We start from the raw sequence: 24184 nt of genomic DNA on the forward strand, positions 1-24184 counted from the left end.
GCCCCGGAATGCTGAACTGACCCCATAAAGTTGGACGGTTCATTGAGCTGGTGGATTTAAGGGCTGTGTCCTGTATTGCACAGGGCTCAGCCCTTTCAGTTTCAGTTTGATGCGGCGGTGGTTGTAATAGTCGATGTAGCGCACGATGGCCGTATCGAGGCTTTGGACGGTTTCGAAGCTTTCCGGATGGAAGAGTTCGGACTTGAGCGTGGCGAAGAAGCTCTCCATCGGTGCGTTGTCGAGGCAATTGCCTTTGCGTGACATGCTCTGAGCAAGGCCTCTGGCTTCCAGCCTGCGCTGGAATGCCGGCATCTGGTATTGCCATCCCTGATCGGAATGCAGGATTGGCCGTTCGTCCTCATCGAGCCGGGCAAGGGCTTTGGTCAGCATATTGTCCACCAGCTTGAACAGCGGCCTTCGTGAGGTTTCGAACGCGAGGATCTCGCCATTGTAGAGATCCATGATGGGTGACAGGTAGAGCTTGTCGCCGGCCACGCTGAACTCCGTCACGTCGGTCACCCACTTGCGGTTGGCGCGCTCCGCGTTGAACTTGCGCTGCAAGAGATCGGGAGCGGTCCGCCCAACCTCGCCCCTGTAGGAACGATACTTCTTCGGCCTGACCAGCGACTTCAATCCCATCCCGGCCATCAGGCTCTGGACCGTCTTGTGATTGACGCGTTGACCCAACTGGCGCAGTTGCGCGGTCACCCGGCGATAGCCATAGCGGCCCTTGTGGCTGTCGAAGATGGCCTTGATCGCCTCCTTCAGCGCCGCATGGCGGTCTGGGCGCGAAGCTGCCTTTTGCCCGTAATAGAACGTGCTGCGCGGCAGCTTCGCCAGTTCGAGCAGGCCCTTAAGCGGATGCAACGGCCTTAACGCCTGGACGGCTTGCGCTTTTTGGGCGCGTGTTCCTGCGTTAAGGCCTTCAGTTTTTTTAGGTAGGCGTTCTCCATCCGCAGCTGCTTCAGTTCGGCCAGCAGTTCTTCACGGCTTTTGGCCTCGTCACTGGCTGCAACAGGCACTGCGGGGGCCGGCGGCTTCGACATGGGGCGTCCTCTGGGACGTGGGCCGAGCGCCTCTATCCCGCCAGCATGATAGCGCTTCTCCCAGCCCGCCAGGCAACTGGCATTGCGGATATTGAACAGCGCCGCGGTCTGGCGATACGACAGGCCTTCCTTCCACATCCGCTCGAGCACGCACAGCTTGAACGCCGCGTCGTAACGACCGTATTTGCCAGACAGCCCGGCATCGCCATGCGCCTGGTACAGGCCAACCCACTTGCGGACAGTCGCCGCGTCAACTCCACGCTTCGACCCAGCACTCGCGTAGCTTTCATTCCCGCACAAATAGCTATCGACAACCGAGCGCTTGAAACGCGAACTGTGTTTGGACATGCAAAACCCCCGAAGGTTGTGTCCAACTTTCGGGGGTCAGTTCAATGCTACGGGGCCTTTTTTGCAATGCGCGCGCTTGAGATATTCCGCCAATGTTGCGTCCCGCAAAATTGCCTCGGGAAGCTTATCTGCAGCCTGCCCTATAGGAGGTCCGCGGCGATGACAAGGATGTAGATCCAAGTCGTCACGATCGCACGAGTTCGCTGCCCCTGTTCGTCACCAGAACCTGGAGGATCGACAGCGCCAGCGAATCTCGGCTTTATGTAGGTGTCTAGTTGTCGAGAAGGCTTGGGCCTCGACAACTACCTTGCCTTTGGGCTGTTGTTTGATTGTTAATGTGAACAAAAATTCCGGAACAACCGGAATGTATTGCGGAGAAGGTGTCTTGGGGGAAAAATTTCTAATTAAGTTTCCGCCGCCGGAGGCGCGGCTAAAACGCGCGGTTCGCCAACATCTGAAGCGTCTCGGATTTAAAAAGGGTAAGAACGGCCAACTGTTGTCCCCCGGCCAGGACAAGCAGGCGGTACGACTTGTTCATGCGGAACAACGTAACGATAAGCTCGAAGCGAACGCGGCATTCCTTGCGCGATTTGAAGCGAAGCTGTTGCCGCATTTTGCGGATGGCAACGAGATCGAACCTGCAAACATCAGGTTGGTGCTTCGGCGGGTGCGCAGTGACACGAAGGATGCCGACCTATTTCGGCTGGCTACACTAACTTGGTCCGTACCTGTGTCGGCAGGTTTTGGCCGACGCCTGCGTTACCTGGTGTGGGACGAGAGTCACGATCGCTTGGCGGGCATCATCGCGTTGGGCGATCCCGTGTTCAATCTGTCAGTACGGGACAAGTTGGTGGGTTGGAACTCAACTGACCGATCGTTGAGGCTGGTCCATCTGCTTGACGCTTATGTGCTGGGTGCGGTGCCGCCGTACTCATTCCTCCTCGGCGGCAAGGCCGTGGCTGCCCTGGTGCGTACGAGGGAAGTAGTGCAGGACTTCAAGGATACCTATGGCGAGTCCGTCGGTATTATTTCAAGAGCCGCCAAGCATGCCAGCCTGCTGATGGTGACCACAACCTCATCGATGGGACGGTCGTCGGTCTATAATCGGCTGGCACTAAACGGCACACGATATTTTCAGCCGGTGGGCTATACGACTGGCTGGGGCCACTTTCACATCACCGATGCCTTGTTTGAGAAATTGCGGGCCTATCTCCGCCAGCTCAAGCATGATTATGCCGACCACCATGCGTATGGAAAGGGGCCGAACTGGAGGCTGCGAACCATCAAGGCCGCGCTTACTCGGCTAGGCTTCAAAGATTCGTTGCTCAAACACGGCATTCAGAGGCAGGTGTTTGTCTGCAACCTAGCCGCAAACACAGTCGAAATCCTGCGCGGAAGCGGCGCCGACCCTGATTACAGCGACCTACTAAGTGTAGCCGAGGTATCAGCGCTGGCTGTAAGTCGCTGGATGGCTCCGCGGGGCATTCGCGAGCCGGCTTTTCGCAATTGGCGCAGGGACCGCGTGTCGCTGCTGATCCGAGGCACCGTGGCTGGAACCCTCGACGAGTTGAGGGGGCAGGCAGCGTAAGCTGCCACTCGGGGGGCTGAGGGATGTATTTCGCCATCGACGTTGCGACAGGACAGCGAGTGTCGGCAACCTTGGCGCAGCGCTACCGCCGTTACACTTGTCCGGTATGTGGTACACGCGTGAGTCCTCGGCAGGGCACCTACCGCGAAGCGCACTTTGCTCACGTGTCGGGTGCCGCCCGGCCAGAATGCTATCTTTATCACTCGTCTGATGCTTGGCAGGGGCCGACGGCAGAGTCGGACCTGCACCCGCGGCGACAGCCTGCCGTCTCGTTCGCTCCACTCTCGCTTCACTTGCATGTCCAGCCGCCGGCCGGCAAGGTACCTGCTTCCTGGGGCCTGGAAGTGCAGATCCCGCGTGCGCCCACTCCGAAGGGCATGTTGACCTTCGATGGCGGTGGTGATGGGTTCCGGGTCCAAGTGGCGTGCGCCCGACTATACGCTGGAACGCAGACCTACGTCGTCAATCCCGATTCCCCAGCATTCCGCGTGGCTTGGGTCAGTCCGGATGTGGATACAGCTTTTAGCGACGCGGTGCAGGAACCGATATCCGGTCTGGACGCCGGGCGCCCCACGGTATTCTCAGCGGGCAGAGGCGGCCGTCAATCGTTGGCAGCCACACTCGACTGGGGTGCCACCTACTATTTCGTCCAACGTGCCGATTTGATTTCGAGTGTGCCATCTCAGCTCGCTGTCACCCGTCTCGCCAACCTTAAGCAATGGAGCTGTCTAGTGGTCACGCTACCGCAGGTGGCGGACGAGCAGTTAGCCGAGTGGATTCGGCAGGCGACCGGCCTGGCAGTGCAGCCTGCCAAGCGGCAGTGGGGTGTCGTGGCGCCAGCGATGCACTTTGTTGATACGTCTGCCAGAGTGGTGCTGGACACCAAGAGCGAACTCACACTTGCGATGCTCGCCGGCGATGCTGAAGATGACGCAATTCTAAATGCGCGTAGTGGCAGCGATGCAGCCAGCTTGCAGCTTGCACGCGGGGAATGGCAATTCGTAAGAGTTAGTGGCTTCTCGGCGGCTCAGCCGCCTGTCCTCGACATCGACGGACGGCTGTTGCCAGAACTTGTAGCCAGACCTGTCGCGCGGACAGCACAGGCGGCCCTGCTGGCCTTCGGCACACGCTCGATCTCGGCCAGCTCGGCGGAGGCGGAACCATTACTGGAACAAGTGCGGGGGGGCTCGCTCACCTTCACTGGCTTGCAGGTACCTAAGGGTCTCGTTCCTCGAGTTCGGTCCCGCCTAACAGACGCAGTCGATTGGAATGAGCATGCCTTGGCGACGGCACACGCCGAGATCTATTCGGCAAATGAAACAGTCACGTCGGAAGCCCTAGCCCAGTTACAAGACCTGCTGCGAGACACTGCGTGCGACGTCCACCTGGATCTAGGTCCATACGGGGGATGGTGGTTTGCTGGACGGTCGGCCACAGAGACGTCGGCCAGGCACATGCCACCTGTTACTCGCGCGCATGCCCGTTGGGTCCTTGGAGGCGCAGGAATTCCTTCAAGCTCCTACTCAGACGACGAAATAGCAGCCGTGTTGCGCACCTTAAATGCACCGCGTTGGCTAGAGTCCCACCGCCGTCTGGCCTTGACCCGAATTGCACGTGGCAGCGGGGACGCGAGATGACACAGCCGGTTCCCACCCCCCAAGCTGTCGAGCGGCTACGCGCGATCGGTGACCGCGAGTTGCTGGCCTTCTTCAATGAAGTAACCACAAAGACCAATCGGGCTTTGCTGAAGGTGCTGCCTATCGTTGACGGATTTCGCGCGGACAGCGTTGCGAGCCTGCCGAAGCGCAAGCAGGCACTGCTCCATCACTTGTTCAAGAAAGGCGGTGCCAAGGCCAACAAGGCGCGGGCCGAAAACGCTTATTACTATCTCTGGCGGGCATGGGCGGAGCAGCACCTAGAGCATGTTGAAGGCCTTGCCGCCCTGCTGGACGGGATTGAAAGCGCCACGGCAAAAGAACATCCCCAGGTGGCTATGGATCAGCCACAAGCTGAGATTGAAGCGCTGTTCCGCAGCCTGCACGAGCAGTCCTTTCTCAACCGCTGTGACGCAGAGATGATCGCGCGACTGCTTCAGTTTAGTCCGTTTGAGATCACCGATACCCTTCAACTGTTGGCAAGCGGTGCAAAACCCTTGGTGGCGGTGGAGAAAGACCGGGAGTTGTCGGTCTTGCCAAATCGCATTCAGGACCATGAGGAGCGGCTGCAAAGCTTGCAGGGCGACATTCAGGCCTTGTCGGGTGAAATTGCGCGTTTAGCGGATACCATTGCCGACCTTGTAGCTCGGCCAGCACCAGTGGTCGACGAAGACGCTTCGGCTCGCGCCCTGGAGAGCGTGCTTTCCGAATTGGCGGCCTTGCGGAAAGAATTGAATGTCCAAGGCCAGGCTGCGACGCGCGTGTCTGGCGCGACGGAGGCTCGCCTGAAGACCGTTGAACACGGCGTCGCCGACCTCGAGGCGCTTTGGAGCGACACTGAAGACCGAACGGCCAAGCACGCCTCCGAGCTCCAACAACAGCTTACTGACATCGCTCAACGGATCGCCCAACTGGGCCAGGCCACTCACCCAGAGAGCCTGCAGAGCGACATACCTGTCCTAGCATCGACGCCTTCGCTACGCGTTGTGCCGCTGGTCGAACAAACCGGTTCGATTAAGGCGCTTAATACGGGCTTGGAAGCTGCAGGCCTACTGGCGTCGAACTATGCTGCACTAGGGCTCAAGTCGCCTGGTGTCGCGACCTTTGTCGAAGAAGTGCTCACCGCCGCTGTTACCTGTAAAGTGCTGTTTTTCAAAGGATCATTTTCAACAGAACTGGCCCGCGTAACGGCAACGACGCTGGCTGGGAAGCATGTTGTGCGGGCGAGAGTGCCGGTGGGCTTCGTCGATGCGGCAACATTGGACACCGATGTGGCGAAAGCATTTGGCGGTCGGAATGGAGCAGTCGGTGCGCTGGTTCTGGAGCGGGTGAACAATGTACCGTTCGAACTGCTGGCAGATGCAACCGCGGACCTTATCCGGAACGAAAACGTCATGGTGGTGGCAACACTGGCAGATGGAGTTACGACGTTCCCAGAACAGTTGCTCTATCTCCAGCTCGGGCCCGTGTTCGATACGGACGTTTTGGATTGGAGCGTTTTCCCAAAAGCAAATGCGACCGTGACCACCGGAGCATTGAAGTCACTTGGTCCTAAAGGCTTGTCGATGCAGCTCTCCAACGGCAATGCGCAAAGCGAAGAATTGGTGCGGCTTTTGCGGCTGGGGCGTTCGTTCCGAAATCCACACGTCGAACGAACTGCCATTGCATTCATGAATGCCCTTGAGGGCTTCCGCACTTCAGATGCTCCGACCTCACTCCAATCCGCCGCCTACGGCTGGTTGTGGCCGCTATGGCGAATGACCGGCTTGGCATCCGAGGACATAGAGGAGGAACTGGACGGCGGGCGGGTTGACAGCGAAAACCACGTCGACACACGGCTGCGACTTCTCCTCGACCTAGCTGGTATCAGGAGAGAGTAGCTCCGACATGACCCTGTCACTGCGTATCCTTTCTACTTGTGAAGTGCTGACCGATGCAACGGCCGGCCTGTCGATCAGGGGATCCTCAGAGTCGGTTCGGCTCGCATTGATTGCTGCGCACCTGCGCGCTGCGTGCGAGGGCGAGGGAACGCGAAGCGGTCACGGTGTTTTCTCGGGGCGTCTCACCGACATGATTGAGAGGGATCTTGGAGGTTTGTTGGGACCTGCTGAGGCGCGCCCGCTGGCCAAGCAGGTGCTGGAGGCGCTTGAGAAAGCCGGCGATCTTTGGCGCTCGCCCGGAGGTTACTGGCATTCGACGCCCCCGCGCGCTGTCTCTCTGCCAGATGGCTTGTCTTTCCTGCTTGGCGTGGTTCCGCATGGCGGCTTTATAGCCGCGGGGGCTTTTCGCTATGCAGGAGGGCGTGCCGGCGGAATGGTCGTGCAGGGTTTTGACGATTGGCTTGGTCGCGCCGAACCCATTGGCATCTGGATGGCCAAGGCGCTCAAGAGATATCGTCCAGGTCTTCAGCACGCGGGTATCTCGGCCGACCACCTCGAAATATACGCCCCAGACCAAGCTTCACGGCAATTGCGGTCACGCTGGATAAATCCCCAAGAGGTCGAGCTAAGTGGCGTCTCTTTGCGGCTATGCCGTGCTCAGTCTAAGCCAACATCGCTTTACGACCGCCCATACTATCTCGGGGAATTTGAGCACAGGGGTAACGGGTTATCGTTGCGGCGGGCAGTTCCAGTCGAGCATGAACATGCACGGCGGTTCCGTTTTGCCTACGACGAAGCCTTGGGAGCTTCTCGGACGCTGGAACTCAAGCAGACCGACGACATGGTACAGGTTGTTCTGGCCAGGGACCTGCCAATTGAGGAGGGGCGCGTTCTTGCGCTGGGTTGGGAGCTTGGAGGCGCTAGCCCCCCGTCAGTTGTCCCGCATGGGTTTTCCGGTCCAAGCGGTACCTTTCGTAGCGCATGCTCTCGGGCGGCTTGGGATTAAACTGAAAGGGACGGTGTCATGAGCAACGGGCCGAAGCAGCAAGAGCACGGCGTACACGCCACGGTGGGGCGGCTCGGCGAAAGCCTGCGAGCCTATATCGAAGCGCAGTACCATGTGCGCAACCCGGCACTAATTCAAGAACGGCGGCTTCTGCTAAACGAGGCAGGTACTGTCGCGCAGGTTCCGTTCATCGAGTCCACGCCCGTCTACGAACTCGGCGCTGCCTACGATCAACTTGGCCTTCCACCGGTTGTGGCTACCGCTTTGCAGGACCTTGCAGCAGCAAAGGTCGGCCTATTTCCTCGGCCGTATGTGCATCAGGCACAGGCGCTGCAGGGGTATTTTGGGGGCTCCGATCTTATCGTCGCCACGGGTACCGGGTCGGGTAAGACTGAAAGCTTCCTGATGCCGATCGTCGGCCAGCTTGCCCAAGAGGCGCATGATCGGCCAGCCACGGCGTCGCTGGCCGGCTGTCGTGCTCTCTTGCTCTATCCCATGAACGCACTCGTCAATGACCAGTTGGGCCGAATTCGCCGGCTATTCGGTGACGAGACCGCATCTGCGATTGTTTCGGCTGGGCGGGGGCGGCCGGTCCGGTTTGGTAGTTATACCGGCCGATCGCCCTATCCAGGGTTGCGTTCGGGGAAACGCGACGGTGAGCGCATAGAGCCACTCTTCGAGGAATTTTACTTGCCCTTGATGGGACAGCCGGAGACGGTTTCAGGCCTTATAAAAATCGGCCAATGGCCGTCAAAGGACTTGGTCGCGTTCTACGGCAAACACCATGAAGAGTTGAAGCCCAATCCCAAAGGGGGAGCGCCACGGCGTTATCATCATTGGAACCGCCGCCTCATCACCCAGCCCGGTGACCGTGAGGTGATGACACGCGATGAAACACAGCGGGCCTGCCCGGATATTCTGATAACAAACTACTCAATGCTGGAATACATGCTGATGCGGCCGATCGAGCGGTCCATCTTTCAGCAGACCAGGGATTGGTTGCATAGCAATAGTGCCAACGAGCTAATCCTGGTCTTGGATGAGGCGCACATGTACCGCGGTGCTGGTGGTGCAGAAGTCGCCCTTCTTATCAGGCGCTTACTTGCGCGCCTGGACGTTCCCCGTGAACGCGTGCGCTTCATTCTGACCAGCGCCAGCTTAGGCCAAGGCTCTGTCGCCGAGTCGGCCATAGAAGTGTTCGCTCGCAATCTCACGGGACTGCCGCGATCATCGACCCGCAAATTCTCGGTTATTACGGGCACGCGCGAGCAACGGCAGGGCAGCGGACTGCCCAGCGGCCGCGTGACCGACGTGCTCGCTGTATTTGATTTGGCGGCCTTTGAGCAACACGCGACCCATCCAGAAGCTGCGCGAGGCGCAGTGGCAGCATTGGCTGCCGGGCTGGACTGGCCTGAACCTTCGACGGACGAAGACCTGCCGGACTATCTGTTTGCTCACCTTACCGGCTTTCCGGTGTTCGAAAGGCTCGTCGCGCTCGTTTCGGGAGAGGCCATAGCGCTGGGCAACCTACAGGAGCAGTTGTTTGAGCACCATCCGGATGGCGCACGAGCGTTGGCAGCACTGCTGGCTTTGGCCCCATTTGCGCGGCGCAGGGTAGATGACCGGGTCTTGTTGCCCACCCGACTGCATATGTTCTTCCGCGGCTTGCCGGGGCTTTACGCATGCGTCGATCCGAATTGTTCCCACGCACGGCATCAAGGTCCCGATCGAATTCTTGGCAGGCTTCATACGCATCAACGCCGGCAGTGCCAGTGCGGTGCACGCGTCTTCGAGCTCCTGACGCACCGCGAATGCGGCACTGCCTATCTGCGAGCCTATGCCGATCGACCGCAACCCGAGTTCCTTTGGAGCACTCCGTCCGGGCCGTTCCGAGAAGGTCATCAGCCACCGCTAGTCGAAGTTGAAATGCTGATGGAAACCCCAAACCCGAGCTTTGGGGACTGCGTTGCTGCCTGGCTCGACATTCGGAGTGGCCGACTTAACTATAGCGCCGAACTGCCGGCCCAAGGCTTTACGCGTGTCTATCTGCCCACGCAGAGCCACGATTGGACCAAAAACGGCGTTAGGTTTGCCAGTTGCAGCGTCTGCGGTGAACCAACTTTACGCAGCGAGACGTCCACTATTATGGACCACGCCACCAAAGGCGAGGCGCCGTTTGCCAATTTGGTTAAGACCCAATTGGATGGTCAGCCAGCCTCGCGTTTAGAAACGCGAGAGTATCCGAATGGCGGCCGCAAGGTGCTGCTGTTCTCGGACGGTCGGCAGAAGGCGGCTCGGTTGGCTCGCGATATTCCGCGAGAGGTTGAGCAAGACATTTTCCGGCAGGTATTGGCGCTGGCTACGCGCATGCTGCGTGAGGCGGGTCGCGAACCGCGGCCGGAGCGGGGTCTCTACATCGCAGTGCTTAAGGTATTGAGCGACAGCAATCTGCCCATCTTCGACGGTAAAGACGCACAAGCAATCGAAGATCAGGTACGGCGCCTCCAAAAGGACTATGGCGACCAGCCGATCGAGGAATTGCTGGCGGAATTCGATCCTGGGCCACCCCCCAGCCGCTATACGATCGCTCTCCTCAAGCAATTATGCGGTCGCTACTACTCGTTAACTGGCACAACGGTGGGTTGCCTCCTTCCGGCTCAACGAGCGTTGACGAAGCTTGTTGCTGCGATCGCTCCTTTGCTACCAGCCCTTCCGGTCGCAGATATGTCTGGGCTGGCCGCCGCGTGGTTGATACACGTGGCGGACGGCTATGCCTTTGATCATACCGTCGAGCCCAACGTGCGCGGAAAAGCAGCAGGTCGCTGGAGGGGTTCGTGGGGCAGTAGCGGCGGGTTTCCCAAGGCAATCCGGTCCGCGCTCGCGACTGCTCTGCAGACCGATCTAACCACCCTCGGTCTAATCGAGAAAGAACTCGTTGACCAACTTGGATTGACTGACGCGACGGGGGCAATTTTCATCGATCCCGCAAAGGTTGCGGTCCACATCGACTTGGACATGACGTGGTATCGGTGCGCAGACTGTACCGCCCTGTTACCAGTGACCGTTCATAGTCATTGCGCAGCTTGTGGTTCAGCATCCTGTGAGCCCATTACGCCTTCCGAAAGCGAGTACGTCCGCGCGAGGAAAGGTTTTTGGCGTGCGCCAGTGGAACGTGTGCTGACGGGTAGTGTACGGCTTCGCAGTATTTCCGTTGAAGAGCACACCGCCCAACTGTCGAATCGCGACAATGCACGGGTGCATGCGACAACCGAGCAGTTCGAATTGCGGTTCAAGGATGTCCGCATTGCGAGGACCGACAAGCCAATCGACGTACTGAGCTGCACCACGACCATGGAAGTGGGTGTCGATATCGGTTCTTTGGTCGCCGTTGGTCTCCGCAACGTGCCCCCACAGCGGGAGAACTACCAGCAGCGAGCCGGTAGAGCGGGGCGCCGCGGCTCATCGCTCTCCACCGTGCTGACCTACGCGCAGAATGGTCCTCATGACGGGTACTATTACAACCATCCGAAGCAGATCGTGGCAGGCGACCCGCGCAATCCGGACGTCAAGATCGATAACCCAAAGATCGCGCGGCGCCACATCGCAGCCTACCTCTTTCAGACGTTCTTCCATAACTACATGGATCATCACGAGGTCACCGTCGGGACTGGGTCTTCTGCCCTGTTCCGCGCCCTTGGCAAGGCCACGGATTTCTTCCTCGGTGAGCCCATGTCTGGGCTGGATATCGCGAGCTTCGATGCGTGGGTGCGACAGGATCTTCTTGCACCAAACGGCCGACTGCGTCTTCTGATCCGAAACTGGCTTCCGGATGACCTCCGCGTTGCCCCTCAAACGGTCGATACGTGGATCGGAGATGAGGCAGAAGACCTGCTGGCGACTCTCGGCCGGTTCCGGGCTGAATTGGCAGCAGCAATAGGAGGTGGCAAGAGCGTAGGTGAAGGTGGAGAAAACGCTGCCGAAAGCAGCGAGGCCGAGGATGAGCGTTCCGAACGCGAAGCCATTGCTGACCAGGAACTGCTTGAGTTCCTGTTCGCCAAAGGGTTGCTACCTAGCTACGCTTTCCCGACGGACCTATCGAGTTTCCTCGTGGAGCGCCTGGTTCAGCGAAATAATGAGTGGAAGATGGAGGTCGTGGAACGGCCTCAGCAGTCCATTGGGAAGGCACTGAGCGAATATGCACCGGGGCGACTGATCGTCATCAACAAGGAAACCTACCGTTCGGGCGGCGTCGTGGCGAATACGTTACCCGACGTCGAAAACCGCGCAGAAGCGATCTTCGACGAGCGCCGCACACTGGTGCACTGCGAGAATTGCAGCTTTGTCGCAGACTTGGACGACCCTTTGCAAGGTGGGGCTCATTGTCCCGTGTGTGGCGGCGACCTGAGACACACCCACATGGTAGTTCCGCAAGTTTTCCTCCCAGAGGACGGGAGGGCGCTCAAGGAGGATGATCGCGAGCAGGACATTACTTATGCCACGGCTGCGCAGTTCCCCGTTCCGGTTGGCAAGGACGACCTGCCCAGCCTAAGAGCCATCGGCCGCAACCTTACTTGTGTAGTCACCACGGACCGCCAACTGGTGACTGTCAACAAGGGGCAGGAGACTTCGGATGGTCGCGGCGGGTTCTGGATTTGCAACCAGTGCGGCCGCGCATCTGTCGATGAGCCCCCGCATGCACCACACAACCGGCCATATAAAATTGAATATTCGTTCGGGAAGCCAAAGCCAGGGCAACTGTGCTCGGGTTCCTATGAAAACGTGTTTTTAGGGCACGTCTTCTCTACCGATTTGTTGCTGCTGCGGATCAACTTGAAGCAGCCGCTCATTACCGATACGGGCGAGCCGCTGCAGTTGAGAATACTGGAAGATGCGCTCTACTCGGTGGCTGAAGGCTTGCGGCTGGCGGCAAGCCGTCATCGGCAAATCGATCTCGATCCTTCCGAGTTCGGCGCGGGGTTCCGTATCGTGCCCAACCGGGACGACCAAACGCTGCTGCTCGACGTTTACCTTTATGACACCTTGTCCGGTGGAGCAGGCTATGCCGACCTTGCTGCAAGGAACATTGAGGAAATCCTGCAACAAACTCTTGCGCTGTTGGAGCAGTGCCCTTCCAATTGCGAGACCTCGTGCGAGAGTTGCCTGCGGCATTACCACAACCAATATCTCAAGGACCGTCTTGATCGGAACCTCGGCGCCGAGTTGTTGCGCTATGCGCTAGATGGCACCTTGCCTGAGGAGAAGGCACCGGAAGCGCAGGCCAATTTGCTCCGCAACCTACGAAGGCTGCTTGAGCTGGAGGGCTTTGATTGCGAAAGCCCAACTACAATCGACAGGATCACGGTGCCGTTGGTCGTGCGTCATAGCGACCAGCAGGTGGTCGTTGGCTTGCGTCCAGCGCTGCTCACACCCGCGTGGCGAAATCACTCGTTCGGGCGATTGCAAGCAGGGACATCGACCGTCGTGCTCAACGAGTTCATCCTTGGGAGGAATCTGCCAGATGAACACCAAGCGGTACGTGGCCTGGTTTTGGGTAAGCAATAGCCAGCCCGAACGACAGGAATCCACGCCGGGCCGGGGCGCCGAAATTGCGAGCCGTCCGCTATCAGTTGTTGGCAGCGATCTAACGCGACAATTTTCGAAGGGTGCGATCCACTTGAGGCGACAAGCAGCGTAACATGGTGTTGGACCTTGCACTCACCAGTCGCGCCGAGCGTGCCTCTGGTCCATTTCGACGCAATGCTTGTTCGCAAGATCATGGAACCGATTGCGAAATTGGCGACGGTCATCTGAATGGGTGCCGGGCCAATATAACCGCGCAATGTCAGGAATAGTGCGGTGCCTTTCCCGACGTTGAATTTTTCACCTTGATCCTGGGACCTGGTTGCCTCACATCTCACTCGCATGATGCACGACGCCACCACAACCCCATTCCACGTAGCCTCTACCTATGAGGTAACGGATAAGGTGTTCGTACTCGGCAGTCTGTCGAAAGGCGTGACGGTCTATCAACAACAGGTTCGGGCATTGAACCTAGCCTGGGCGCTGCGGGAACTCGATGTTCATGGGCGGCGGACCCTTAGCAACGTCGCGGTCATTGGGGGTGGTGCCGCTGGCCTCACATTTGCTGCCGCGATTTCGTCATTTCCCGGCGTGCGAGCAACCTTGTTCGAGCAAAGGTGGGACCTGTGCCCGCTCCAGCAGGGTTCCGATACCCGGTGGCTACACCCGTTCATCTATAATTGGCCGGCAGCGGGGAGCAGGAGGCCGAGCGCCAGCCTACCGGTGCTAAACTGGACCGCAGGCAGAGCGTCAGACGTTGCGGCCAAGATGCTTGATACTTTTGGCGACCGTTGCACGGAGAACGAGAGCAGCGGCCTGCCCGTTCCCAAAGTATTTCTCGGCCTGGGCTACCTAAGAGTGGATGCCCACCGAGGACAAGTGGAGTGGTTGGGTTTAGCTGCGGACCGTGCGGGACGGCACTTTCGCGCCGGTGAACCGGCAGGTGACCGGCAAAGCTACGATACCATCGTCGTTGCTGCAGGATTTGGCTTGGAGGCAGGCCAGCCAACTCAAGGGGCTATAGCGTCAGGCTCCTACTGGCGGAATGATACTTTGGGGCAGCCGGTTCTAACCGGTGCGCGGCCGGTGTTCGTGGTGTCAGGCCATGGAGATGGCGGCGTGGTCGATCTCTGCCGGCTGACGATCGAACGCTTCCGCCAAGACACCATACTCGCCGAGTTGCTCGGAAACGATCTGGATGAGGTTGAGAAGGAACTGCGTCAGGTAATTGGACCGACTGGTGGGCGCCTGCCCGGCAACGTTAAGAAAATGCTCGATTACGCGTCTGCTCCTCTCGCCGAATACCTTTCCACCGCGACTACGAGGTTACGGTCTCGGCTACGCAAAGACGTGCGGGTGGTCTTGCACGTGAAGGCCGAAGATGGGGAGGACTGGAGCGTTGACCATCTCTTCGAGAACAAGAGTTCATTTCTGAACAGATTTCTTCTGTACTTACTCTATGACGCTGGGGCATTTGCGATAAGCCTCGAACCAATCGCCGAATTCGCGAAGCGACAAGGCATCCCCAAAAGCCATATCGTGCAACGCCACGGCACGGGTTCATATGCGCACGTTCTCGGACTCTTCTCGGACCACACAAAAGTGGCGACGAGGCTCGCGAAAATGAAAGATAGTGACAATCAGTTGTCCGATGAGCTTTGGCTGCCCGGCTTCTTCCCTCCTGATCCAAGAGGATTAGTGTCATGACAACGGCGCCGCATCCCTTCGAACCTAAGCAAATCAAATCGCAGTACCCAGAGCCCGTCCCAGGAGCTTCGCAGTTGGTGGCGTTGCCTTTCACCGCGGCTGTCGCTGGGTATCTTCGAAGCGTCGGCATAGCTGATACAACGAGGGTTGTGCTTCACCGTGCAGTCAACCGCGAGGGCGGTGAATTTCTCCAGCAACTGAGCGCCTACTCTGGAATTCCTTACGACCCCAGAGGGGCGGGAAGAATGAACGCTGTCACGACCGGCATCATGGGAAAAGCTTTTGCGCTTCAGAAAATAGTGCGAACGCGAGCTTACCTCTCGTCTGAGGCACTGCTGAAGGATTTGAAGAAAGACATGAAAGAAATTGGCGATGATCGAGACGTCAAGGCGGTGGCTCGGTCCTATCTTGCCATCCCAATGACCTCATCGGCCAAATCTGTCGTCGCGATACTTTATGCCGATACCTTCTCAATCAATGCGTTTTCAGATGATGACAGGCTTAATTGCTTGATTGGTATGTGCGAAGATTTTTGTCAACTTCTTGATAATCTGACTGCACAATCGCTTCCGGGGATTCAAAACTTTGAACTGACGCGAGGTGCTCCGGTTAAAGACACCGCGACCGTTTACCCACGACTTCAGGAGGTGCTTGAGGACCGTGCAACGCCAAAATTCGCTCGGCTTACATCGCTCAACTTCGAAGCGGCGAGCTAGCGCTTCCACCAATATCGGCCCCGTGCGGCAGTTCGATGTCGAGCATCATAATGACAGCCCAACACTTATCACGGGCAACGTAGCACGCTTCGGCATATCCCCCGAGGGACGTAACCCAGCCAGCCACGGCAATGCTTAACATTCGGGTCCACACTGACCATTTGTGACACGGTAGCGCCGGCCTAAACCTCGAAATGACATTTGGGCTTTGCACCCAGTTTGAGCAAATGGCAGCTTTGCGCCGGTGGGTTCAACCGGTCACTGCAACACCTTCTGTAGCCTATCGGCGGGCGTTTCGAAGTCCAGGGTTTTTCGGGGACGCTGATTGAGCCGCTGGGCGACGCCGTCGAGTTGGGCCTGCGAGACCGCACTGGGTAGGCGCTGGTCGGCGTGACTTGCCGAGGACACAGGTGCTGACGAGCGAGATACTTCGCTCGGGGGCTGGAACATGACTGTGTAAATTGACCGGAATGACTTTACAGAAGTCCGCCATCTCCAAATATGATCGTCTTTCGATTTCGATTGAAGGAACAACATTATCAATCCCATCCCAACGATATCCGCCGCTCAGTTCGCCACCGCCTTCGATCTCAGGCCAAATCTGGTGGCATGGTTCCTCGGCGCCGGCGCATCGGCCGCCTCCGGCATTCCGACCGGCTATGCCATGATCCGGGATTTCAAGGCGCAGATATTCTGCCGCGAGACCAACCTGTCGAAGGGGGAGATTGACACGGCGGATCCGATCTGGATCGAGAGGATCGATGCGTTCTTCCGGCAAACGTCGCTGCTGCCGCCTGACGGCGAGCCGACGGAATATGCAAAGGCCTTCGAAGCGGTATATCCGCAGCCCCGGCATCGTCGGCAATATATCGACGACGCGATCTCCAAGGGCACGCCCGGCTTCGGGCACAAGGTGCTTGGGAGCCTGATGGCGGCTGGCAAGGTCGACTGCGTCTTCACGACGAATTTCGATCCGCTGATCGAGGAGTCGGCACTTTCGGCAAACGCGATCCTGCCCGTCGCCAACCAGAACCGCCCGGTAGTGGCGGCGATCGATTCCGCCGACCGGGCCATGCGCTGCCTCAATGAGTCGGACTGGCCGTTGGTCGCGAAGCTTCACGGCGATTATCAGTCGATCGCGATCAAGAACACGGGATCGGAGCTGGAGGAGCAGGACGCCCAAATGCGGCATGTGCTGGTGGAAGCCGGTAAGCGGTTTGGGATGGCCTTTGTCGGCTATAGCGGTCGCGACGCCTCGATTATGGAGGCACTGACCGCCGTTCTCGACGCGCCGTCGCCATTTCCCAACGGGCTGTACTGGGTCACCTCGTCAGCTTCGCGCCTGCTGCCCGCGGTCACGGAATTCCTGAGCCGGGCCCAGGCAACTGGCGTAGACGTGGCTGTCGTCGAGTGCGCGACCTTCGACGAACTCGCTGCCAACATCATCAAGACGACTGATCTGCCCAGGCCGCTCTTTGATCGGGTGATGGAGGGCCGCCCGACACCACGCCTGGTGCCGGTGCAACTGCCAACCGCCGAAGCCCGAGCCTTTCCCGTCCTGCGCTATTCCGCCCTTCTGGTCGAAAGGATGCCGCGTACGGCGCGGCGCATGAGGCTGGCGCAATCCACGACCTCGCCCGCCGTCCGAGAGTTGCTGAAGGAGAACGGTGTTCGGGCGACGGTTGCGGCGCACGGCCCGGAACTTGCCGTCTTCGGCAGGGATCGGGATATCCTCGATGCGCTAGCACCACTCGGTGCGACGCTCGATGGCGAGGACGAACTGGATCCGGTCGCCGACAGCTGGGCGATGGGCCTCCTTTACGACGCGCTGGTCAGGGGCCTGGCACGGCGCCTGCCGCTCATTCCGCGCTACAAGCGTGCCGGACATTCCCTCGTTATTGCCCCACCTCGCGAAGGAGACGATCCGGAACGGGCCCGTCGGCACACACAAGTGCTGTCTAATCTTCGGAGCGCCTATAAGAGCGATCTGACCGGTACCATTCCGAGCCTCGGATTTCCATTTCAGGAAGGCGTGTTCCTGAAGCTGGACATGGTCGACGGGCGCTGGTGGTGCGGCTTCGAGCCCTACACCTTCGTGCATATCCCGCGGCCCGAGGAGCCCCAGAATGGGGACCCGGGGCATGAGGAATCCTCCAATGCGGATCCGATGGGTGCGCGTCCTGACCGCGGCGGTGACCCGGCGGGCGACTGGCGCCGGGAACGCTGGGCGCAGCGCTACAATAAGAACTGGGCGAGCATCATCGCTGCCTGGGCCCAGCTTCTCACCAACGCCAGCGGCGGGACGAAGCGGGCGTTCGGGCTGGAGGACGGCGCCGGGATCGATGCCGTGTTCCAGGTGTCCCCGGTGACCGGCTGGAGCCGGCCAGGCCATCACCACGTCTATTTCGATAGGACCACGTAATGAGCGCTCCTGCCTCGTTGACAAAACTTCCGCCGTTTACGCTGCTGGACGAGCCGGACCTGTCCTTCTCGCCTTCGGATGCTACACAGGTCGACGTTCATCCGCTCCGGGGGCTTGCGAATTTCGGGCCCTATTCGAAGGGCTCGTTCGGCGGCTTCACCTCCCGGATAAGGATCGCGACCGTGGGTCCGGAGAGCGCCTTTAAGCGACGCGGCGAATTGATGCTGTTGCTCCGCAACGTGCATCGCCCGACTGACAGGTCCGAATATGTTCCGCAATATCCGGGCTTTGACCGGCTCTTCCATGTGGCGCTTGAGTCGGCCCCACGCGACGCCCACATCAAATGGCCCGAACATCTGCACGACCTGCCCGGCGAGGGCGATCCGCAAACCCGGCTCTACCTCGCAATGGAGGGGGCCCTCCGTCGGCTCGATATGGTTCGCAACGCGTTTGATGTCGTGTTGGTCCACTTCCCCGATAGTTGGAACCCGGCCACCCGCGGCAAATTCTTTGACGCCCATGATGCACTCAAAGCGCTGGGCGCCAGATACAATTCCGACCCAGGTGCTGAACGACCGGGCCTTCACCTTCACGCACAAGGGGTCGCTCGCATGGCGGCTGGCGACCGCCCTCTATGTGAAGGCAGCCGGCACGCCGTGGAAGCTGGCGCCGCTGAAGGGCGTGCCAGGCGATACCGCCTATATCGGGCTGGCCTATGCGCTGCGCGGCGACCAGCGGGATGCGCATTATGTGACGTGCTGTTCGCAGGTGTTCGACATGGATGGCGGTGGCATGCAGTTCGTGGCCTTCGAAGCCCAGGATCCCGTCGGCGACGTTGCCGAGGCGCGCAGAAATCCGTTCCTGAGCCGCGACGACATGCGCACCGTTCTTGCCCGTAGCCTAGAACTCTACCAGGGCCGCAATGGCGGCAACCTGCCTAAACGGATGGTCATCCACAAGACCACGGCCTTCAAAGGCGGCGAGATCGAAGGGGCATTCGATGCGCTGGCCGGCGTCTCGGAAATCGAGTGCGTCGAGGTCAGTTCGGCATCGTGCTGGCGCGGCGTCTGGCTGATCAAGTCGGGCGTGCCAAGGCCCCCTACCAAGCCGTCAGGCTATCCAGTACCGCGGGGAACGATGGTGGTGCGGTCCGGCAATTCCGCGCTGGTCTGGGTCGCCGGCAATGCGCCTGAGGTCTCGACCAAGGGCGATTATTATCAGGGTAAGAAGAGCATCCCCCGGCCGCTGCAGCTGATTCGTCATGCCGGCAGCGGACCGCTCGAATTGACCGCTCACGAGGCGCTGGCATTGACCAAGATGGATTGGAACAACGACGCGCTCTACGATCCGGTGCCGGTTAGCATCCGCTATTCACAGAAACTAGCGCGCACGATCGCGAATGTCCCGGACCTGCCGCGGAGCGTCTACCCCTATCGCTTGTTCATGTGAGCTTGTTTCGCCTCATAGTATTTGGCACGTCGACGTTGCACGGACGGCAGCTAACTCAACACATCCGGTCCAATCCGGACATTGCGCTGTCCGCTCGAAGCGGCCTGTCTGAAGCGCACCGCATCTCCTCCGTTGTCGCTGGGGATTGGGTAATCCTCCAAAGGCGGACATCACCACTGGTTCTCAATCCAGGCATTCAGCTTTTGAACAAGACGGGCAAGCCGTGTTACGAAGCTGCGGTACTAAGTTACTGCCGAAATTTCCAATAGTGATATCGGAAACGCGCGGGCTGAGGGTTATCATAGCCAAGTGAAATACTATAATCACGCTCCGCCGGATTTCTTTTGTCGGTGTAATTTATTTCATATCCAAGGTGTTGTACTATCCGAGCGTAATCGTCCACGCGATACATAAACTTCGCCACCGTGTGCACCGGATACCTCAAATATGGCTCCGGTGCGCCATAAAGAAGCTGTACACGCTCCTTCAGGAAGCGATATGCCATGAAATCTGTAAAGTAGAACTCGTAGTAGACCTTGCCGATTCGCGAATAGAACCTCTCTTCGCAGTTATGTTTCTTGAGCCACAGATTAACAGCGCTAAACGCTGAGGAGTAATTCTTGACCGACGGTATAGAAGTCGGGGCTCCAATACCCTTTGGTCAGGCAGACGCAATAGATCTTACGGCCTTGGAAGATATCAAAAGCCCGGAGCCGTATCATATGACTGCACTTACAATGATGACGGCCAGAACGATAACGACAAACGCAAATACGCCCAGCCGGCCTTCTGCGCTGCCATCGAGCAACTTTGCGATACGAATTGAAATCTTGGGTTCGGACATCGACACACCTCTCCATTAAGTTGGTGAAATCGACGCCCTACGGGTATGTGCATAGAAGGCGGCCATCTTGGCAAGAAAAATCGCCTGCAAAAATATTCTCGTAACCTACTGTAATTCCACTATAATCATTCTGTGTATCCGTGGCTAGTTGAATTGTGGCTGAAAGGTGGCGAATCTACCTTTTTTGGCCTCGTAGCTGTGGTCCAGTGTGACGTTCCCCTGGGCCGCTGATACGTATTCGCCTCCTGTGCTTCAAAAGTCGCATAAAGGCAGTCTGGAACTGCCGGGTGGATGACGTTGATGTCAATACATAGCGTGTCGTTCATCGCACCCAATCGTATGTGAGGCGGATTCCCGTTCCCGGCGCGCCGCGCCATGCTAAGTCGCGTTGTTCAGCGGGCCAAGCCAATGACACCTACAAAGCTGCTGATTGGGCAGATCACCGTCGTGTTCGCGATCGTTATTCTGGGCGTGTGGGGGGGGACGCAATGGTGCGCTCATATGCTCGACCACCAGCCGCAGCTCGGCGCGCCGTGGTTCGTAGTGACCGGCTGGCCAATCTACAAGCCGTGGAAACTGTTCGAGTGGTGGTACCACTTCGATGGATACGCGCCTGAGGTCTTCGACAAGGCAGGTGCGCTTGCCGGTGCCAGTGGCTTCATGGGCTGTGCGGCAGCGATCGCGGGCTCGCTCTGGCGCGCGCGGCAGCGCGGACTGGTGACCACCTACGGCTCTTCCCGATGGGCCAATAAGGAGGAGATCGAGAAGGTAGGCTTATTTCGCCCGGCCGGCGTGTTCCTTGGCAAGCTGAAGGATCGCTATCTTCGCCATGACGGCCCGGAACACGTCATGGCCTTTGCGCCTACACGTTCGGGCAAAGGTGTCGGACTGGTTGTCCCAACGCTCCTTTCCTGGACTGGCTCGGCGGTCATTCACGACATCAAGGGCGAGAACTGGCAACTGACCTCTGGCTGGCGATCGAAATTTTCGCATTGCCTTTTGTTCAATCCAACCGATTCGAGATCGTCGCGTTACAACCCGCTGCTGGAGGTACGCAAAGGTCCTAATGAGGTCCGCGACGTCCAGAACATCGCCGACATTGTTGTCGATCCTGAAGGCGCCCTCGAGCGGCGCAATCACTGGGAAAAGACCAGCCATTCCCTGCTGGTCGGCGCCATCTTGCACGTGCTCTACGCCGAGGAGGAAAAGACGCTTGCCCGCGTGGCCACCTTCCTGTCGAACCCACAACGCTCGTTTGCCGCGACGCTGCAGCGGATGATGACCACCAATCATCTCGGCGCCAGCGACAAACCTCAAGTCCATCCGGTCGTGGCCTCGGCGGCGCGCGAGGTTCTGAATAAGTCCGAGAACGAGCGCTCCGGCGTTCTCTCGACCGCCATGTCGTTTCTTGGGCTCTATCGCGATCCGACCGTAGCAGCGTCAACATCGGCCTGCGATTGGCGTATTGCTGATCTCATGGATGCCGAGCGACCGATGTCGCTCTATCTGGTCGTACCGCCATCGGACATCTCGCGCACCAAGCCATTGGTGCGGTTGGTGCTCAACCAAATCGGTCGCCGCCTGACCGAGCGGCTGGAGGGTGATCCGAAGAAGAGCAGAAAGCACCAGCTACTGATGATGCTGGACGAGTTTCCGGCGCTTGGACGTCTCGATTTCTTTGAGACAGCGCTCGCCTTCATGGCGGGCTACGGTATTCGCGCCTATCTGATCGCACAATCCTTGAACCAGATATCGAAAGCCTATGGCGAGAACAACGCCATTCTCGACAACTGCCATGTGCGGATTGCCTTTTCCTCGAATGACGAGCGCACGGCCAAGCGGATCTCGGATGCGCTCGGTACCGCGACGGAATTGAGGTCGATGCGCAACTATGCTGGCCATCGGCTGGCGCCATGGCTTTCGCACGTCATGGTGAGCCGCCAGGAGACCGCCCGCCCGCTACTGACGCCTGGCGAGGTGATGCAGTTGCCGCCAGCGGACGAACTGATCTTGGTTTCGGGGTTGCCGCCGATCCGCGCGAAGAAGCTGCGCTACTATCAGGATCAGAATTTCACCGAACGGGTGCTGCCTGCGCCGGTGTTGCGCGACGGCCCTTATGCGGACTGTCCTGCATCGCGTCCGGACGACTGGACTGGACAGGTGCGCAGCGTCGATCGCCGTCTTGCCGCCTACGACGAAAGCGCCGGCGCGACTATTGAAGACGAGGGCGGCGTCCAACAGCAGCGTCACCCAGGCCTGCCCGAAGAACACGTTGTTGTCTCTCAAGAGCCTGATCAGGACGATCTGTTCAAGCCAGCCGACGATGATAGCGAGGCGCTGGCCGACAAGCGCGTCATGGATCGAATTTCCACTGCGGCGCGTGCCTACGGCATCAACGAGGGCAGGGGCAACGACAAGGACATCGTGCCTGGCTTCTGAAGGCGTCCGTACCTCGGGCGCATCTCAGCGTAGATAACGACGATAAGCGATTTCGGGCAGCTGTCTCATGCTTGTTCTCGTCGCCGGCGCAATGCCGGCCTGTCGAGAACAAGCCGCATGAAGCCCCACCGCATCCGTCATCAGTTTCTGCTCGAGCCAGAGCTCAGCGAGAAACTGGACCACCTCAGCCGGGATCCGTCGACCACTAAATCCGCGGTGGTGGCGAAGGCGATCGAAGCATTCATCGAGCGGCGCGGCGAGAACGAGCTCGACCGCCGCTATGGCGTGAGGCTTGACCGTCTTTCCCGCGACCTCGCTTACGTCAGGCGCGATGCCGAGATGATCCTCGAGAGCCTGGCGCTTTTCATCCGTTTTTCGATCACCCTTCATGCCCACACGCCGGTCCCGGATCGGGCAACCCAGGCTATCGCCCAAGAACGCTTTGACAAATTCGTCGAACAGGTCGGCCGGCAGATCGCGTCCGGGAAACGCTCCCTTGGCAAAGACAGCGGCGTGGGAGAGGAAGGATGACCTCTCATCCGGAGGCCGACCACCGCCGCCGCGCCATGCTGCGCACCGCCATGGGCCAGGCGATCACCGAAGCTCTCGCCGATCCGCTGGTCATCGAGGTGATGGTCAATCCCGACGGGGCGCTGCGGCTCGATAGACTGGGGGAAGGTCGGGTCCACACCGGCGTGTCCATGCATCCCTCCGAAGCCGAACGCATCATCCGCCTGGTCGCCTCGCATGTGCGAGCCGAGGCGCATGCCGACAATCCGATTGTCAGCGCCGAACTGCCATCGGGCGAACGCTTCGAGGGTTTGCTGCCGCCGGTCGTGCTGGCGCCGTGCTTTGCGATCCGCAAGCCGGCGGCAAAGCTCTACACGCTGGCCAACTATGTCACCGACCGGATCATGCAGCCGCTGCAGGCCGATGCGCTCAGGAAGGCGGTGCGCGAGCGGCGCAACATTCTAGTCGCCGGCGGCACCTCGTCGGGCAAGACCACGCTTGCCAATGCGCTGCTGGCCGAAGTCGCCGAATGCGACGAGCGGGTGATCCTGATCGAAGACACGCGCGAACTGCAATGCGCGGCAAAGGACTGCGTAGCCTTGAGGACGAGGCGGGGTTCGGTCACGCTCGCCGATCTCGTGCGCTCGACACTCCGGCTCCGACCCGACCGCATCATCGTCGGCGAAGTTAGGGGCGCCGAAGCACTCGATATGCTGAAGGCTTGGAACACAGGGCATCCGGGCGGCATCGCCACCGTTCACGCCAACTCGGCGCGCTCTGCTCTCTATCGCATCGAACAGCTCGCCCAGGAAGCCGTCGTCACTGTTCCGCGCCGGCTTATCGCCGAAGCCATCGATCTGATCGTCTTCATCGCCGGGCGCGGATCCTCGCGTCGTGTCGACGCGATCGCCGAGGTCACCGGTCTCGACGGCAGTGGCGACTACGCGGTCACCCAGCTCACGCTTCCGCAACTCCAGCAGCTTTGAAAGGTCAC

12 protein-coding genes and 1 pseudogene are annotated in these 24184 nt (G+C 59.3%); 11 read left to right on the forward strand and 2 right to left on the reverse strand.

From position 1 onward, the window contains the following. Window positions 1-39 precede the first annotated feature (39 nt). A pseudogene (locus EOA24_RS02065) lies at window positions 40-1394 on the reverse strand (IS3 family transposase). 385 nt (window positions 1395-1779) lie between these two features. On the opposite strand from EOA24_RS02065, the gene EOA24_RS02070 reads away from it, so the two are divergent. The 8 genes from EOA24_RS02070 (at window position 1780) to EOA24_RS02110 (ending at window position 19397) form a co-directional block, all read left to right on the forward strand. After that, a complete protein-coding gene (locus EOA24_RS02070; RefSeq protein WP_210213575.1) occupies window positions 1780-2982 on the forward strand; it encodes a Druantia anti-phage system protein DruA in 1203 nt (400 codons plus the stop codon). A 1633-nt stretch (window positions 2983-4615) separates the two neighbouring features. Next, on the forward strand, window positions 4616-6517 hold the full coding sequence (locus tag EOA24_RS02075; RefSeq protein WP_127409526.1) for a hypothetical protein: 1902 nt from the start codon (window positions 4616-4618) through the stop codon (window positions 6515-6517). 7 nt (window positions 6518-6524) lie between these two features. Continuing rightward, window positions 6525-7523, forward strand: coding sequence for a hypothetical protein (locus EOA24_RS41375; RefSeq protein WP_127409527.1), 999 nt, complete (start codon window positions 6525-6527; stop codon window positions 7521-7523). 18 nt (window positions 7524-7541) lie between these two features. After that, complete coding sequence (locus EOA24_RS02085) at window positions 7542-13085, forward strand: DEAD/DEAH box helicase (protein WP_127409528.1); 5544 nt, start codon at window positions 7542-7544, stop codon at window positions 13083-13085. 360 nt (window positions 13086-13445) lie between these two features. Further along, complete coding sequence (locus tag EOA24_RS02090) at window positions 13446-14810, forward strand: NAD(P)-binding protein (protein ID WP_127409529.1); 1365 nt, start codon at window positions 13446-13448, stop codon at window positions 14808-14810. Further along, the gene (locus EOA24_RS02095; RefSeq protein ID WP_127409530.1) at window positions 14807-15526 is read left to right on the forward strand and encodes a hypothetical protein; all 720 of its coding nucleotides are present in this window, start codon (window positions 14807-14809) and stop codon (window positions 15524-15526) included. The genes EOA24_RS02090 and EOA24_RS02095 overlap by 4 nt, the downstream gene beginning before the upstream one ends. A gap of 604 nt (window positions 15527-16130) precedes the next feature. After that, window positions 16131-17948: an SIR2 family protein gene (locus tag EOA24_RS02105; RefSeq protein ID WP_245501743.1), complete on the forward strand. Its 1818-nt coding sequence runs from the start codon at window positions 16131-16133 to the stop codon at window positions 17946-17948. Between the two features lie 519 nt (window positions 17949-18467). Continuing rightward, window positions 18468-19397, forward strand: a complete 930-nt coding sequence (locus EOA24_RS02110; RefSeq protein WP_245501744.1) for a nuclease PIN — start codon at window positions 18468-18470, stop codon at window positions 19395-19397. 718 nt (window positions 19398-20115) lie between these two features. On the opposite strand, the gene EOA24_RS43820 is transcribed toward EOA24_RS02110, so the two are convergent. Beyond that, window positions 20116-20241, reverse strand: a complete 126-nt coding sequence (locus EOA24_RS43820; protein WP_281059872.1) for a hypothetical protein — start codon at window positions 20239-20241, stop codon at window positions 20116-20118. Window positions 20242-20649: 408 nt separating this feature from the next. Between EOA24_RS43820 and EOA24_RS02115 the strand changes: the two genes are divergently transcribed. The 3 genes from EOA24_RS02115 (at window position 20650) to trbB (ending at window position 24176) form a co-directional block, all read left to right on the forward strand. Next, window positions 20650-22680, forward strand: a complete 2031-nt coding sequence (locus EOA24_RS02115; RefSeq protein ID WP_127409532.1) for a conjugal transfer protein TraG — start codon at window positions 20650-20652, stop codon at window positions 22678-22680. 117 nt (window positions 22681-22797) lie between these two features. Continuing rightward, window positions 22798-23211: a CopG family transcriptional regulator gene (locus tag EOA24_RS02120; RefSeq protein ID WP_127409533.1), complete on the forward strand. Its 414-nt coding sequence runs from the start codon at window positions 22798-22800 to the stop codon at window positions 23209-23211. Further along, complete coding sequence (gene trbB / locus EOA24_RS02125) at window positions 23208-24176, forward strand: P-type conjugative transfer ATPase TrbB (protein ID WP_127409534.1); 969 nt, start codon at window positions 23208-23210, stop codon at window positions 24174-24176. Before EOA24_RS02120 ends, trbB begins: the two co-directional genes overlap by 4 nt. The last annotated feature ends 8 nt before the right edge of the window (window positions 24177-24184 follow it).

The organism is Mesorhizobium sp. M2A.F.Ca.ET.039.01.1.1 (assembly GCF_003998035.1).
Taxonomy (GTDB): Bacteria; Pseudomonadota; Alphaproteobacteria; order Rhizobiales; family Rhizobiaceae; genus Mesorhizobium.

Coding starts and splice junctions, on each gene's coding strand:
- EOA24_RS02120 (WP_127409533.1), top strand. CDS start 22,798: ATGAAGCCCCACCGCATCCGTCATCAGTTTCTGCTCGAGCCAGAGCTC.
- EOA24_RS02110 (WP_245501744.1), top strand. CDS start 18,468: ATGATGCACTCAAAGCGCTGGGCGCCAGATACAATTCCGACCCAGGTG.
- trbB (WP_127409534.1), top strand. CDS start 23,208: ATGACCTCTCATCCGGAGGCCGACCACCGCCGCCGCGCCATGCTGCGC.
- EOA24_RS43820 (WP_281059872.1), bottom strand. CDS start 20,241: ATGTCCGAACCCAAGATTTCAATTCGTATCGCAAAGTTGCTCGATGGC.
- EOA24_RS02115 (WP_127409532.1), top strand. CDS start 20,650: ATGACACCTACAAAGCTGCTGATTGGGCAGATCACCGTCGTGTTCGCG.
- EOA24_RS02085 (WP_127409528.1), top strand. CDS start 7,542: ATGAGCAACGGGCCGAAGCAGCAAGAGCACGGCGTACACGCCACGGTG.
- EOA24_RS02095 (WP_127409530.1), top strand. CDS start 14,807: ATGACAACGGCGCCGCATCCCTTCGAACCTAAGCAAATCAAATCGCAG.
- EOA24_RS02075 (WP_127409526.1), top strand. CDS start 4,616: ATGACACAGCCGGTTCCCACCCCCCAAGCTGTCGAGCGGCTACGCGCG.
- EOA24_RS41375 (WP_127409527.1), top strand. CDS start 6,525: ATGACCCTGTCACTGCGTATCCTTTCTACTTGTGAAGTGCTGACCGAT.
- EOA24_RS02090 (WP_127409529.1), top strand. CDS start 13,446: ATGATGCACGACGCCACCACAACCCCATTCCACGTAGCCTCTACCTAT.